Raw genomic sequence first — 13,450 nt, 5'->3', positions numbered from 1 at the left:
ATTAACTCCCCTTGTAAATCTTGGCGGAGCTCTAGCATCTTGTGCTCCGACGCCTAAAACACAAATAGAAGCCGTCGTAAGGATTTTGAATTCCGTTCTGGCAGGAAGGGAAGTCAGATATATACCCATCGTTATGGATCTTCCGAAAAACTACTTAGTAAATTACCCCATGCTCAAAAAGTTTGATATAACTCGTTCTTCACTCCCAAAGAACCATATTCTGTTAAATGTTCCTGAGACTTTTTATAGAAGATATAAAAATGTTCTTTTGCCTGCTATATGTGTCGTTTCAATTTTGTCCGTCCTGGCATTGCTTTTGCTAATTAACTTCAACAGACGTAGAAGAGCTGAAGAGGCATTACACCGGGAGGTGGCCTTTTTAAAACAACTAGTAGAAACGATCCCTGATGCCATGTGTTATATCGATGGCAGCGGACGCATTGTACTGTGGAATAAAGCCTTTGAAAATTACCTTTCGCCCACCTGCGGGCAGATCAAGGGATGCAAGATCAGCGATTGTGTATCCGATATATCCCTTGCGGGAAATATAGAGTTGAATAGTTCAAATTACGTCGTGAATGAGGAGGAGTTTCAAACCACCCCGATTCTTTTTAGGGATAAATCCGGCGAGATTCATTATTTAAACGTCCACAAAAGACCGATTAAGAATGGCGAGAAACTCATAGGGACACTTATCATTATGATAGATGTCACTGCGTTGGTACAAATGCAAGAATCATTGAGGGGGCAAAAAAAGCGGTTGGAATTGACCTTGATGGGAAGCAATGTAGCCTACTTCGAACGCAACGTTAAAACGGACGAATTATGGATGAATTCCCTCGGATATGAACTTCTAGGATATGATGAAGGGGAAATTAAAAGTTTTTCTCAATTTAAGGAGCTTGTGCATCCCGAAGACCTGGAACAATATAATCTGTCATTGCAAAGGGTTTTTGAAAACATAAACGATAATTACAGAACGAATTATCGGATTAGGAGGAAAAATGGCGAATATATATGGATTGAAGCTACTGCCCTTGTGGTTGAACGAGACCTCGAGGGCAATCCGTCGATATTCGCCGGAGTATTCTGGGACATTACTGAAGAAAAACTCAAAGAGGCAGAAACCGCACAATTGATAGAAGGGCTTTATACGAGTTCGATGCTGGATCCCTTAACCGGAATTTTGAACAGGAAAGGATTGCGAGATAAACTTCCCGATGTGATTGCTCAGTGTAAGAAAATGGGAAAGAGTTTGAGCCTCATTTTATTAGATATCGATGATTTCAAAAAGATAAATGACACTTATGGTCATTTGGCAGGAGACTCGGTGTTAAGGGAATTAAGCGAAGCGGTAAGAGAGACGATTAGGAAAGATGATCTTTTCGTAAGATGGGGTGGAGATGAATTTTTAATTGTGTCGATGATTACGGTTGATGAAGCCCTTTGCATTGCTGATCGGTTGAGACGCAACATAGAAGGTCGACGATTTTCAGGATTTAACGTGACAGTTAGTGTAGGAATATCCAGGCTTTTGACAGACGAACCTTTGGAAGAAGGAATAAAAAGGGCTGACAGAGCCCTATACAACGCAAAGGCTAAGGGCAAAAATTCTGTTGCTGTGGAAGACGAATGATGACAGAAACAAACAGTCTCAAAGGTCATATTATTCAAACCCTCCGGTGTTTTTAACCCACAACTGGCATTTATACAGTGAATTTTTATGTACTTTCTCAGTGGGGTATACTGTGTGTAGAGATTTACACCAATTGTTTTGTATGAAGAATAAAAGGCACTAGACGAAGGAGGCATATTAGCATGTTGGACAAAAATAAGGTGCAGGAAATTTCGAAGAATCTACAAAGCAGGGGAATTGACGCTTTTCTTTTAGGCCCTGGAGATGATTTAGAGTACCTCAGCGGATTGAAAACGGGGGAGTGCGAACGATTCAAGGGGCTTTTCGTCCTGGGAGATGGCAGGTATTTCTACGTCACGCCCTATCTGTATGCAGAAGAATTTGAGGCAGCATTGGGCAAAGAGACGCCTGCATACATGTGGGAGGACAAGAATTGGTTTTATCCAGCGTTAGCTCAGGCGATGGATGATTATGGCCTTAACGGCAAGAAGCTTGCCGTTAATTACGGCGTGAGGGCCGTGGACGCCATTGAGATAGCCGATCGACACGGGGTAAAGTTGTTGAACGGATGGCATTTGCTGGACAAGATGAGGATAATCAAGAGCCCTTCGGAGATAGAAAAGCTGGAAAAGGCAACACAAATTTCTGACGAGGCTTTTAAGGAACTTCTGGGCTTTATAAAACCGGGTATGACGGAGGGGGAAATCAGGAAAAAACTTCTTGAGCTTTTTGAGAAACACGGAGCTGACGAACCGGCCTTTGACGTCATCGTTGCGCAAAAGGAAAACGCCTCAAAGCCCCATTATAATGGCGCCAAAGGGGTCATAAGAGAACGCGATCTGGTGCTCGTCGACTTTGGGTGCAGGTATGAAAGCTATTGTTCTGATACCACCCGTACGGTTTTCGTGGGTGAGCCGACAGAAGAAGAGAAAGAGCTTTACGACGTAGTCCTGCGTGCCCAAGAAGCCGGTGAAGCTGCGGTAAGACCGGGAGTCCCGGCGGAAGAGGTCGATAGGGCGGCAAGGAGGGTCATAGAAGAAGCCGGTTACGGAGAATATTTCAACACCAGGCTAGGTCACGGGATAGGCGTAGCAATTCACGAGGCCCCTTACATCATGGAAGGCAACAAAATGCCTCTGGAACCAGGCATGACTTTCAGCATAGAGCCAGGAATTTATATCCCCGGCAAGATAGGCATTCGCATCGAAAATGTTGTGGTTGTAACAAAGGACGGCTGTTGGCCTCTTTCGAAGTTGCCTAAAGGGATCATCGTCCTTTGACACCTGTTTAACCAAACTTTATATAATGTGCAGATGACAGTTGGGGTATTTATATGACGATCTTATGGAGGGACGGCGCAAGCGCTATCCCTCCATAAGATTTCGGTGATCATTTTCTGACGATAATGGCTCGCTGTGTGCCCCAACATCTTCTCGATCGCGATGGTTATTGTTGAATTTCGTGGTAAACTCTGGTGTGTATGCCAAAATTTTTAAGAATTTGATTAATATGAAAGGTGATTTTAATATTGAATGCATAAACATGGTTGGGTTAGAGCGGCTTGGCATAGCAAGAGGGTGGGGACAAGAATTTTATGAGTTAAAAGGAGGAATATCAATGGAGACCATCACAGCTCTACTGGTTATTGCTATTGTGTATGCGATTGGCGATTATGTCTCTCAGAAGACAAAGGCGATTTTTTCCATGTTATTTGTTTCAGGAATCATTTTTATGGTTGGTTTTTGGTTTGGTGTTCCCAAGACCTTATTTGAGGATGCCGCTATTGTTAAACTCTCTTTGGCGTTAATCCCCACGCTTATGGTGCATATGGGCACATTGATGAGGCTTAAAGATTTGCAGGAAGAGTGGAAGACAGTGATTATAGCCTTAAGCGCCATTATCGCTGCGGGGATTGTCCTTTTCCTGATAGGTTCACCCCTCATTGGCAAAGAATTTGCAGTGCCGGCTGCGGGTCCCATCTCGGGCGGGGTTGTAGCGACCCTCATCATGAGTGAGGCAGCTAAGGCTAAGGGCTTGGAGACGGTCTTGGTTTTTCTTACGCTTCTTTTGGTGCTTCAGAACTTCGTTGGTTTGCCGATAGCTTCGATTTGTTTATCGCGGGAGGGACACCGCCTTCGCGATGCTTATCGAAGCGGAGGTGTTCTTAAAGATGACCAATCCTCGAAATTAGAGGCTAATCTCGGAAAAAAGGAGCGAAAATGGAAATTTATTCCGGAAACCCCAAAGGAGTTGCAAACGCCATTTATCCTGATAATGAAGACCATGCTTGTGGGGTGGCTTGCTGTGGTAGCGACTACCCTTTTGGGCGGTGTCATCGATAAATTTGTGATGGCATTGATATTTGGTATCATATTTTACGAGATAGGATTTCTTGAACCAAAGATCTTGACTAGGGCAAATTCGGAGGGCTTTACCCTTTTTGCTTTGTTGGTGCCCATTTTCATGAACTTAAATAAGGCAACGCCGGGCATGGTAATCTCTCTCATAGTTCCCATCGTTTTATCCTTTGCCATAGCTGTGGTGGGAATTGCCATCTCATCGGTAATTTTGTCCAGAATTTTCAAGTATTCATGGGAGATGAGCCTCGCCATAGGTGTCTGTTGCTTGTTCGGTTTCCCTGGGACGTTTATAGTGTCTCAGGAAGTGGCAAATGCTGTGGGCGAGACACCTGAAGAAAAGGAGTTTGTGCTCACTAAGATACTGCCCAAGATGTTGGTTTCCGGTTTTACGACAGTTACTATCGCTTCAGTTTTCCTGGCTGGATTCCTAGTGAAATTGTTGTAATTTTTTCAAGGAGCGTGATTTTTTTGAAACTTGAAGAAATCGTTGAGCTTGCTGAAGAGCTTGAGGAGAAAGTCATAAAATTTCGCCGTGATTTCCACGCCCACCCCGAGCTTTCCTGGAAAGAGGAGAGGACGTCTAAAGTCATAGAGCAGGTCTTGAAAGAGTTGGGGTTTGAAAACGTGCGTCGCGGTTTCGGTGGGACGGAGTCTGGCGTTGTTGGAGATATAGCTGGAAGAAAAGAAGTTCCCCTGATAGCATTAAGGGCGGACATCGATGCTTTGCCAATCGAAGAGGAGGCAGACGTGCCTTGGAGGTCCATAAATAAAGGCGTCATGCACGCTTGCGGACACGACGCTCACGCGGCGATACTTTTAGGGGTTGCCCACATGCTTGCTTTGTTAAAAGATAAACTTCCCTGTAAAGTGCGCTTGATCTTCCAACCGGCAGAAGAGTCAGGCGTTCGGTCTGGCGCTCGCCAGCTTATCGAGGAAGGCGCTTTGGACGGTGTGGAAGCCATTTGGGGCCTTCACGTGTGGAGTTCGCTTCCGGCGGGTAAAATTGGCTACAGATCCGGTCCAACTATGGCCTCCGCAGACATATGGGGGGTAGAGATAAAGGGTAAAGGAGGTCACGGTTCAAGGCCCCACGAAGCGATAGATCCTACCATAGCGGCGGCAAGTATAGTATTGTCGCTACAGACTATAATAAGCCGAGAGCTGGACCCGCAAGAAACGGCGGTCTTAAGCATCGGCAGGCTGGAGAGCGGAAGCGCCCCCAACGTCATTCCCGAAAAAGCGCTAATTCAAGGCAACATTCGCACGACTAATTCAATTGTGCGTGACGAATTGCCCGGAAGTATAGAACGAATCGCAAAGGGAATAGGTAGCGCTTTGAGGTGTGAAGTTAAAACCAACTTTATTCCCGTCTATCCTGTCACCGTAAACGACCCTGACATGGTTGAGACCTTGAAAAAAGTTGCATCAGCCATGTTTGGCGATCAATCCCTGACAGAAATGCCCATAGTGATGGGTTCAGAGGATTTTAGCTTCTATCAACAGAAAGTACCGGGAGTCATTTTTTTCTTAGGGATGGCAGATTCTCAAAAAGGCACCGATGCCGAACACCATAACCCAACGTTTAAGACCAACGATGAGGTGCTAAAAAAAGGTGTGGCGCTTTTAACGGCCCTTGTGATGGAGTCCAAAGGAGAGGAATAGTTAATGATGAGAAAAATGCCAAAGGTTTTGGTGACAAGTCGCATCCCGGAAGAGGGGATGCGCATGTTGGAGGAGCATTGTGATGTCAAGGTGTTCGACTACGAAGGGGTTTTCCCGAGAGATGTGCTTTTAAAGGAAGTCAATGGAGTGAATGCCATCGTATGCCTGCTTGCCGATAAAATCGATGGCGAAGTGATGGACGCGGCAGGCCCGCAGCTTAAGATCATTGCCAATTATGCCGTCGGATTTGACAATATCGACGTTGATGCAGCCACAAAGCGCGGTATCATGGTGACTAACACGCCCGGCGTGCTCACGGATACTACGGCCGATCTGGCGTGGGCTCTGCTTTTGGCGACAGCCCGCAGAGTCGTGGAAGGCGATAAATTCTTGCGCCAGGGAAAGTTTAAGGGATGGAAGCCTATGCTTCTTTTGGGCACGGACGTCTATCACGCAACGCTTGGCATCATTGGCTTTGGAAACATCGGCAGGGCGGTAGCGCGCAGGGCAATGGGGTTTGACATGAAGATCATCTACTACAGCGCTCATAAAGCCCCCGTAGAATTGGAAAGGAAGTTAAACGCCGAATACAGGCCGCTCGATGATCTGCTTAAAGAGGCGGACTTCGTATCGATCCACGTACCGCTTACAAAGGAAACCAGACATCTGATCGGCGAGCGAGAGCTAAAGATGATGAAAAAGGAAGCCTACCTCATAAACACTGCGAGGGGACCTATCGTTGACGAAAAGGCTTTGGCGAAGGCCCTGAAAGAAGGCTGGATCAGGGGAGCCGGCCTTGATGTCTTTGAACGTGAACCCGAGGTCGAGCCCGAGCTTCTTGAACTTGATAACGCGGTCTTGCTGCCTCATCTTGGCTCGGCTTCATACGCCACGCGCGCCAAAATGGCCACCATGGTGGCAGAAAACGCCCTCAAAGCGCTGAAAGGAGAAGTGCCTCCTAACCTGATCAACCCCGAAGTGATAATGGGTAGGTGAAAGAAACCTAGGTCTCAAAAGACAAAAAAGAGCGTACTTCCTGAAGTTGGTCAAAAAGTTAATGACACTGCACTCCGACAGTAATTATTGCAATGTAAACGTTTTGGCATTGACACCAAGCTGTACCGGATATATAATCTCTTCGCTTGGATTTGACTGAAAAGGACTTGAAAAACGGGGAGATTTTTATGTCCAAGGAATACGAGGATTTACTGAAATCGCGAGTAGATTGGAATGTACTTTTTGACCTTTACGGAGGACTTTTGACGGAAAAACAAAGAAAGGCCATCGAGCTTTATGATATGGCCGATTGGTCTTTGTCCGAAGTTGCCGGTGTCTTACAGATAAGTCGCCAAGGAGTTTTTGAACTCCTTCAACGAGCCAGGAAGCGGCTTATTGAAATAGAAGAGGTGGTAGGCTATAAGCGTACCTTAGAGGCACTTGGGGAATATAAAAGAAATGTAGAAAAACTATTGAATCAACGTGATAATGAACTTTCCGAAGAATTCAAATCCAAAATGTCAGAGTTGCTTTCGGATTTAGGAAAGATGGGTGATCAGGATGTTTGATTCCTTAAAAGAACGATTAGAAGGAATTTTTTCTAAACTTAGAAGCAAGGGCAGGCTCACAGAAGAAGATATCAGTGACGCTTTGCGTGAGGTAAGAAGAGCGTTGCTGGAGGCCGATGTTAACTATAAGATAGCAAAGGACCTAGTTGAGCGAATTAAAGATCGTTGTCTTGGTCAAGAAGTTCTATCTTCTATCATGCCTGCTCAGCAAGTTTATGCCGTCGTATACGAGGAGCTTTGCAACCTCATGGGAGGTAAGAAGGAAAGATTGAACTTTGCTCCCAAACCACCATCAATATTTACGCTCGTGGGATTGCAGGGTTCTGGTAAGACGACTACTGCAGTAAAGCTTGCCTTAAGGATATCGGATAGCCATAAACCCATGGTCGTTGCCTGCGATTTACGTCGTCCTGCTGCGGTAAAACAGCTTAAAGTCTTAGCCGAAAAGGCGGGTGTTCCATTTTTTGGTCCCGAAGAAGCCGGCTCCAATAACGTATTGGATGTTGCTAAAAGAGCCTTGACATATGCAGATTCTCGCCTCATTGACGTAATTATCTTCGACACGGCGGGGCGTTTGCATGTCGATGACGATCTCATGTCGGAACTAGAACGGATGCATAAGTTATTAAACCCACAAGAGGTCTTGCTCGTTGTAGACGCCATGACTGGACAAGAAGGCGTCAATGTGGCACAAGCCTTTCAAGAAAAGGCGGGTATTACGGGAGTGATATTAACTAAGCTGGATGGAGATGCCCGGGGAGGTGCGGCTCTTGCCGTTAAAGCTGCGACTGGAGTTCCTATCAAGCTCGTGGGAGTTGGCGAGCACCTCGAAGACTTAGAAGAGTTTGACGCTGCAAGGATGGCGCAACGCATACTTGGCATGGGCGACATGGAAGGGTTGCTCGAGAAAATACAAAAATCTAGTGACGTCGAAGAAATTGAGCGGGTTCAAAAAAGCCTCAAGGATGATAAGTTTACCCTTGAGGATTTACTAGTACAACTAAGACAAATTCAAAAACTCGGTCCACTTGACAAAGTAATGGACATGCTTCCCCTTCCCGGAAAGGTTAAATCTCAAGTCTCTGATGTAGATTTCAGGCGCATTAAACACGTTGAGGCTATTATTCTTTCGATGACGCCGGAAGAGAGAAAAAGGCCGGAGATAATAAAGGGCAGCAGAAAGCGCCGAATTGCCAGTGGTTCTGGCACAAATGTCCAAATGGTCAATCAGGTATTGAGGCAATATCAACAAATGAAAGAAATATTTAAACGCTTTGGTAAGGGTAAGGGCAAATTAAGAGGCCTAAAGATTCCCAAAGGATTATTTTAGGAGGTGCAATGTGTATGGTGGTTAGGATCAGATTAGCACGTCATGGACGCAAAAAGAGGCCCTTTTATCGTTTGGTGGTTGCTGACTCTCGTTCTCCTCGGGACGGGAAGTTCATTGAGATGATAGGCACTTACAACCCGCTAACGGATCCGGCAGAGGTGAAAGTCAACGAAGAAAGGGCCATTTATTGGTTAAAAGTTGGGGCTCAACCTTCGGATACAGCCAGGTCATTGTTGAGAAAGGCTGGTGTGTGGGATAAGTTTGTGGAGAGCAAGAAGGCTTGATGCGCATGGTGGACTATGCGGACTTAGTTAAAACTATAGTGATGCAGTTGGTAACTAAACCTGAAGACGTAGAAGTAAGGCAAGATTCAGAGGATGGCAAGATCAAAGTATCTATCAAAGTTAATCCTGAGGATATGGGCCGTGTCATAGGCAAGGCCGGATCGACTATTAGATCTATACGAGTGATTGCCAAGGCAGCTTCAATTAAGTCTAAAGAAAAAATAGATGTAATAGTTGAAGAATGAAAAAGCCCAAAGAGGTGGGTGATTTAATGAGTGTAAAAGAGTTGGTCACCATAGGGCGGATTGTAGGCGCTCACGGAATTAAAGGAGAGTTCCGCCTTCTGCCATTGACCGATTTTCCGGATCGTTTTAACGGTATGGATCACCTTGATGTTTATCGCCCTAACGGATCCTTTTGGTGCCGACTCACGATCAATTCTTTAAGGGAGCACGTAGGTAAAAAGCAGTTTATTGTCGGTGTCGACGAAATTGTCGACAGAGAGGGGGCTGAAAGCCTGCGTGGCGGCCTTATAATGATAACCCGAGAGGAAAGAGTTGAACTCCCTGAGGGATGTTATTGGCTGGATGATTTGCTCGGGCTCGTAGTTGTTGATGTTGAGAGTGGAGACCCTTTGGGCACGCTCGTTGAAATTATGCCAACGGGCAGCAACGATGTTTATGTAGTGGAGGCGCAAGACGGTAAAAAACGCATGCTCCCAGCAATATCGGAAGTTATCAAGGAAATAAATCTGGAAGAAGGTTTAGTAAAAGTGCACTTGATGGAAGGATTGTGGGAGTAGTGCGCTTTTCCGTAGTGACTGCCTTTCCAGAGTATTTTCATGCTTTCTTAAATACGAGCATAGTTGGGAAGGCCATTAAAGAGGGCAAGATAGAAGTAGAGATCGTAAATTTGAGAGATTTCGCACAAAACAGCTATGGTCAAATAGACGATTATTCTTATGGTGGCGGCGGAATGGTCATTATGCCCGAACCTTTATATAAAGCCTTAGAAAGCATTAAGTCGGACAAGGCTTACGTAGTATATCCTTCGCCGCAAGGCGTCATTCTTACACAAGATGTGGTAGAAGCATTGGCTGCTAAAGATCATGTCATTCTAATATGCGGTCACTACGAAGGAATTGATGAACGCTTCGTAGAAAAGTGTGTGGACCTTGAAATATCAATAGGGGATTACGTGCTAACCGGTGGAGAACTTCCCGCAATGGTCATCATCGATGCCGTTTCAAGGTTAATACCCGGTGTTGTTGGGAAAAAGGAAGCAGTCCTGGAGGATTCTTTTTATAAAGGCATGTTGGACTATCCGCACTACACCAGGCCTGCGGAGTGGAATGGCATTCAAGTTCCCGAAGAACTAACTTCGGGAGACCATGAAAGGACGGCAAGGTGGCGCATGAGACAAGCTGCTTTAAGGACGCTAAGTCGTCGTCCGGACCTTTTGCCCAGGGCAGGCATAAGGCCATACTTGAGTCGGGGTATTTACGTCATGTTAGTTCATCATCCAGTGCTGAATAAAAATGATGAAGTAGTAACTTCGGCAGTAACCGGTCTTGACCTTCACGATATAAGCAGGAGTTGTATGACTTATGGTGTAGACAAATTTTTGGTAATTACCCCGCTTAAATCGCAGCGTGATATGATACATAAAATTACAGCTCATTGGGAAAGGGCTTCTAAAGAAGGACTTAATCCCATGAGGTCCGAAGCCTTGAATTTAGTTAAAACCTTTAATTCTATTGAATTTGCCATAATGTGGATAAAGCGGCGGGAGAAGGAAAAGCCCTTTATAGTTGCGACTACAGCGAAAAAAAGAAAGGGCGCAATACCATGGCTCGAACTAAAAAGGACCATCTTGGAACAAGACGCCCCTTTGTGCCTAGTTTTTGGCACAAGTTGGGGTCTTGCAGATGAAATTTTTAATCAAGTTGATGCAGTCTTAGATCCTATATTAGGCGGATATGGAGAGTACAATCATTTATCCGTTCGAAGCGCAGTGGCGGTTGCGCTAGATCGCTTCTTCGGATCGAGGTAAAGTTTTAAAGTAAGGGAGGAAAACGGGATGGACCCAAGGATTGATTTAATTGAAAAAAAATATCAAAAGCGAGAATTGCCAGATTTTAGGCCCGGAGATACCGTTAAGGTTCATGTAAAAGTAAGAGAAGCTGGCAAAGAGAGGATTCAGGTATTTGAGGGAGTCGTTATAGCAAGGAAAAAAGGCGGCTTGAGGGAAACCTTTACGGTTAGAAAAGTTTCCGGCGGAATTGGTGTCGAGAGGATATTTCCTGTCTATTGCCCTAACGTGGAAAAAGTAGAGATCGTGCGCCACGGAAGGGTTAGAAGGGCGAAGCTGTATTATTTGAGGAAATTGTCAGGAAAAGCTGCGCGCATCAAAGAACGTCGCAGATAAACGATTCAAATTATACAAAAGAGGACGTGGATTGTGTACTATCCTTGATGTTGCGGTAGCATTAAATAATGTATTGTGTATCTAGCAAAAGAGGCTTGCAGCTGTTAAATCAAACTTGCAAGCCTTTTTTGTGCCTAAAGCACTAAGCCTACTAGGTGAATGTTCGCATATGATATATATGTAATATGCATTGATATAATAGTTTTAACTTCTGTTTTTTGCAGGCAATGGCTTGTTTTTGAAAAGTGTCTAGAAGGGTTAATTTTTTGCTAGGAGAATTACTTGGTGCCTAGAAATAGAAAGGGGGATTTTCATTGAAAAGGATTCTTGTCACTGGCGGAACGGGTCAGATTGGTTCTGAGTTGGTGCCTGCACTGAGGCAAAGATACGGAAATGAAAACGTGGTATGTGGAGGTCACAGGCGAAACCCCGGACAAGACTTGCTTGAAAGCGGACCTTATGAAGTTATTGACGTGGTTGATGCTAATGTATTTGTCGAAGTCGTTAAGAAGTATAAAATAAATACTATATACCACCTTCCTGCCATCCTGTCTGCAAGGGCAGAAGAAAACCCGATGCGAGCATGGGAGGTCAACATTGGAGGCTTGAGAAATGCCCTTGAAATAGCGAGGGAGTTTGAGTGCGCTTTATTTGTCCCAAGCTCTATAGCTGCCTTCGGTCCTAATTCCCCAAAATGGAAGACCCCACAGGACACCATACAGCGCCCCAGGACGATGTATGGTGTCACAAAGGTAACGGGTGAGCTTTTGTGCGACTACTATCATTTCAAGTATGGGGTTGATACTCGTGGCGTAAGATATCCGGGTTTAATTTCTTACAAAACCCTGCCCGGAGGAGGTACGACTGACTACGCAGTCGAAATATTCTACGAGGCATTGAAAAATAAAAGATATACCTGTTACTTGAAGGAAGATACTCGACTGGATATGATGTATATGCCCGATGCCTTAAAGGCTGCCATGGAGCTCATGGAAGCTGACCCAAACCATTTGGTTCATCGAAATGCCTTTAACATTACAGCCATGGCTTTCACGCCTAAGGAACTGGCAGAGGAAATCAAAAAACACATTCCGGATTTTAAAATGACTTATCACATAGACCCCGTAAAACAAAAGATAGCAGATTCTTGGCCCGATATGCTCGATGATAGTTGCGCCAGGCAAGAATGGAGTTGGAATCCCGAGTACGATTTACCCATAATGGTAGAGGACATGTTAGAGAAGCTATCGGAAAAACTTGGCGTAAGCTACAAGTGACAATGTGCATTTATTAAGTAAACCCGTACTATTAAAGTATTACAAAGCTGCGGGCAATGTTTTCCAGGCAACTTTACGTTCGAAAGGCGGTTACATTGATGTCATAAATAAAGACGCACCCACATAAGCAGGAGGGAAAGTGGCGCTTATGTGTGTGCGTCTTTTCGAGGAAGGGCTTTTCCTGAAACATATTTTATAACAAACTACACACAAAGACCAGAAGAAGGTTAATGAAATTTTGTTTAAAGGGAAAGAAAGAATGAGGTGCATCCGGGTTTTAAAAAATGTGATACCATTGGAATACTGGTGCCAGTCAGCTAAACTTCTGAAGATGACTTAAAAAATGCCAGTCGCAAGAAAATAAGTATCTCCACCACAACTCTAGGGAGTAGCCTTGTGGCGTATGTCCTTGAGCTTGCATATCTTTTGATCGCAGTTTTTAAAGGCACATGCAAAAATGAACATAATGAAAAATGCTTTTTGAGGAAACCTTTTCATTGAGTTCGCAAAAATATTGTTTATTTTTAGGAGGGATATGACAAATGATTAAAGAAGAAAAGGTGCCTTTGAAAGAAGCTGCAGAGCAGGTTGCAAGAGTTTGCAGAAGATTGGCAATGCTTCATCTTGCCTTTGCCAAGACATTGGTAGCGGAATTTGGCGAGGAAAAAGGCAAACAATTAGTCCTTAAAGCCATAAAGCAATATGGAATTAGCATCGGCGAGGAGGTTAAGGCAAAAGCAAATGCTTTGGGGTTGAGTTTAGAACCCGAAAATTACATCGAGGATCTTCCGCATTACGGAATGCACGAGAGCATGGAAAAAGTAGAGATCGACCGGGAACCAAGAATGATAGCCCGTGGTTGTGTCATGGGGAAGTATTGGAATGAAATGGGCATGGGTGAGCTTGGAA

General features: G+C 44.8%; 14 protein-coding genes. All 14 read left to right on the top strand.

Going from position 1 to position 13,450, the window contains the following annotated elements:
* A partial coding sequence (locus Q7P41_RS03580) for a diguanylate cyclase (RefSeq protein WP_303882178.1) occupies positions 1–1,636 on the top strand: 1,636 nt, incomplete at its 5' end.
* Between the two features lie 182 nt (positions 1,637–1,818).
* Positions 1,819–2,916 carry a Xaa-Pro peptidase family protein gene (locus Q7P41_RS03575; RefSeq protein WP_303882177.1) on the top strand — a complete coding sequence of 366 codons (1,098 nt, stop codon included), beginning with the start codon at positions 1,819–1,821 and terminating at the stop codon, positions 2,914–2,916.
* Between the two features lie 337 nt (positions 2,917–3,253).
* Complete coding sequence (locus tag Q7P41_RS03570; RefSeq protein ID WP_303882176.1) at positions 3,254–4,441, top strand: hypothetical protein; 1,188 nt, start codon at positions 3,254–3,256, stop codon at positions 4,439–4,441.
* 14 nt (positions 4,442–4,455) lie between these two features.
* Positions 4,456–5,658, top strand: coding sequence for a M20 family metallopeptidase (locus tag Q7P41_RS03565; protein WP_303882175.1), 1,203 nt, complete (start codon positions 4,456–4,458; stop codon positions 5,656–5,658).
* Positions 5,659–5,661: 3 nt separating this feature from the next.
* A complete protein-coding gene (gene gyaR / locus Q7P41_RS03560) occupies positions 5,662–6,654 on the top strand; it encodes a glyoxylate reductase (RefSeq protein WP_303882174.1) in 993 nt (330 codons plus the stop codon).
* Positions 6,655–6,842: 188 nt separating this feature from the next.
* A complete protein-coding gene (locus tag Q7P41_RS03555) occupies positions 6,843–7,223 on the top strand; it encodes a sigma factor-like helix-turn-helix DNA-binding protein (protein WP_303882172.1) in 381 nt (126 codons plus the stop codon).
* A complete protein-coding gene (ffh, locus tag Q7P41_RS03550) occupies positions 7,216–8,553 on the top strand; it encodes a signal recognition particle protein (protein WP_303882170.1) in 1,338 nt (445 codons plus the stop codon). The genes Q7P41_RS03555 and ffh overlap by 8 nt, the downstream gene beginning before the upstream one ends.
* Positions 8,554–8,567: 14 nt before the next feature.
* Complete coding sequence (gene rpsP, locus Q7P41_RS03545; protein ID WP_303882169.1) at positions 8,568–8,837, top strand: 30S ribosomal protein S16; 270 nt, start codon at positions 8,568–8,570, stop codon at positions 8,835–8,837.
* Positions 8,837–9,082, top strand: a complete 246-nt coding sequence (locus Q7P41_RS03540) for a KH domain-containing protein (protein WP_310847175.1) — start codon at positions 8,837–8,839, stop codon at positions 9,080–9,082. Before rpsP ends, Q7P41_RS03540 begins: the two co-directional genes overlap by 1 nt.
* A 26-nt stretch (positions 9,083–9,108) precedes the next feature.
* Positions 9,109–9,639 carry a ribosome maturation factor RimM gene (gene rimM / locus Q7P41_RS03535; protein ID WP_303882168.1) on the top strand — a complete coding sequence of 177 codons (531 nt, stop codon included), beginning with the start codon at positions 9,109–9,111 and terminating at the stop codon, positions 9,637–9,639.
* Complete coding sequence (trmD, locus tag Q7P41_RS03530; protein ID WP_303882167.1) at positions 9,630–10,889, top strand: tRNA (guanosine(37)-N1)-methyltransferase TrmD; 1,260 nt, start codon at positions 9,630–9,632, stop codon at positions 10,887–10,889. The genes rimM and trmD overlap by 10 nt, the downstream gene beginning before the upstream one ends.
* A gap of 27 nt (positions 10,890–10,916) precedes the next feature.
* Entirely contained in the window at positions 10,917–11,264 is a 348-nt protein-coding gene (gene rplS, locus Q7P41_RS03525; RefSeq protein WP_303882166.1) for a 50S ribosomal protein L19, read from the top strand.
* A 314-nt stretch (positions 11,265–11,578) separates the two neighbouring features.
* A complete protein-coding gene (locus tag Q7P41_RS03520; RefSeq protein WP_303882165.1) occupies positions 11,579–12,541 on the top strand; it encodes an L-threonine 3-dehydrogenase in 963 nt (320 codons plus the stop codon).
* A gap of 542 nt (positions 12,542–13,083) precedes the next feature.
* The coding region (locus Q7P41_RS03515) for an L-2-amino-thiazoline-4-carboxylic acid hydrolase (RefSeq protein WP_303882163.1) at positions 13,084–13,450 on the top strand (367 nt) is incomplete at its 3' end.

The sequence above is a fragment of the Acetomicrobium mobile genome, from assembly GCF_937920065.1.
Note: the sequence above shows the minus strand (reverse complement) of the source record. Positions and strands in the feature narration are given on the sequence as shown.

Excerpts from the sequence above, each read along its gene's own strand:
- gyaR (WP_303882174.1), top strand. The coding sequence starts at position 5,662 with ATGATGAGAAAAATGCCAAAGGTTTTGGTGACAAGTCGCATCCCGGAA.
- rplS (WP_303882166.1), top strand. The coding sequence starts at position 10,917 with ATGGACCCAAGGATTGATTTAATTGAAAAAAAATATCAAAAGCGAGAA.
- Q7P41_RS03570 (WP_303882176.1), top strand. The coding sequence starts at position 3,254 with ATGGAGACCATCACAGCTCTACTGGTTATTGCTATTGTGTATGCGATT.
- rimM (WP_303882168.1), top strand. The coding sequence starts at position 9,109 with ATGAGTGTAAAAGAGTTGGTCACCATAGGGCGGATTGTAGGCGCTCAC.
- rpsP (WP_303882169.1), top strand. The coding sequence starts at position 8,568 with ATGGTGGTTAGGATCAGATTAGCACGTCATGGACGCAAAAAGAGGCCC.
- Q7P41_RS03555 (WP_303882172.1), top strand. The coding sequence starts at position 6,843 with ATGTCCAAGGAATACGAGGATTTACTGAAATCGCGAGTAGATTGGAAT.
- Q7P41_RS03540 (WP_310847175.1), top strand. The coding sequence starts at position 8,837 with ATGCGCATGGTGGACTATGCGGACTTAGTTAAAACTATAGTGATGCAG.
- ffh (WP_303882170.1), top strand. The coding sequence starts at position 7,216 with ATGTTTGATTCCTTAAAAGAACGATTAGAAGGAATTTTTTCTAAACTT.
- Q7P41_RS03575 (WP_303882177.1), top strand. The coding sequence starts at position 1,819 with ATGTTGGACAAAAATAAGGTGCAGGAAATTTCGAAGAATCTACAAAGC.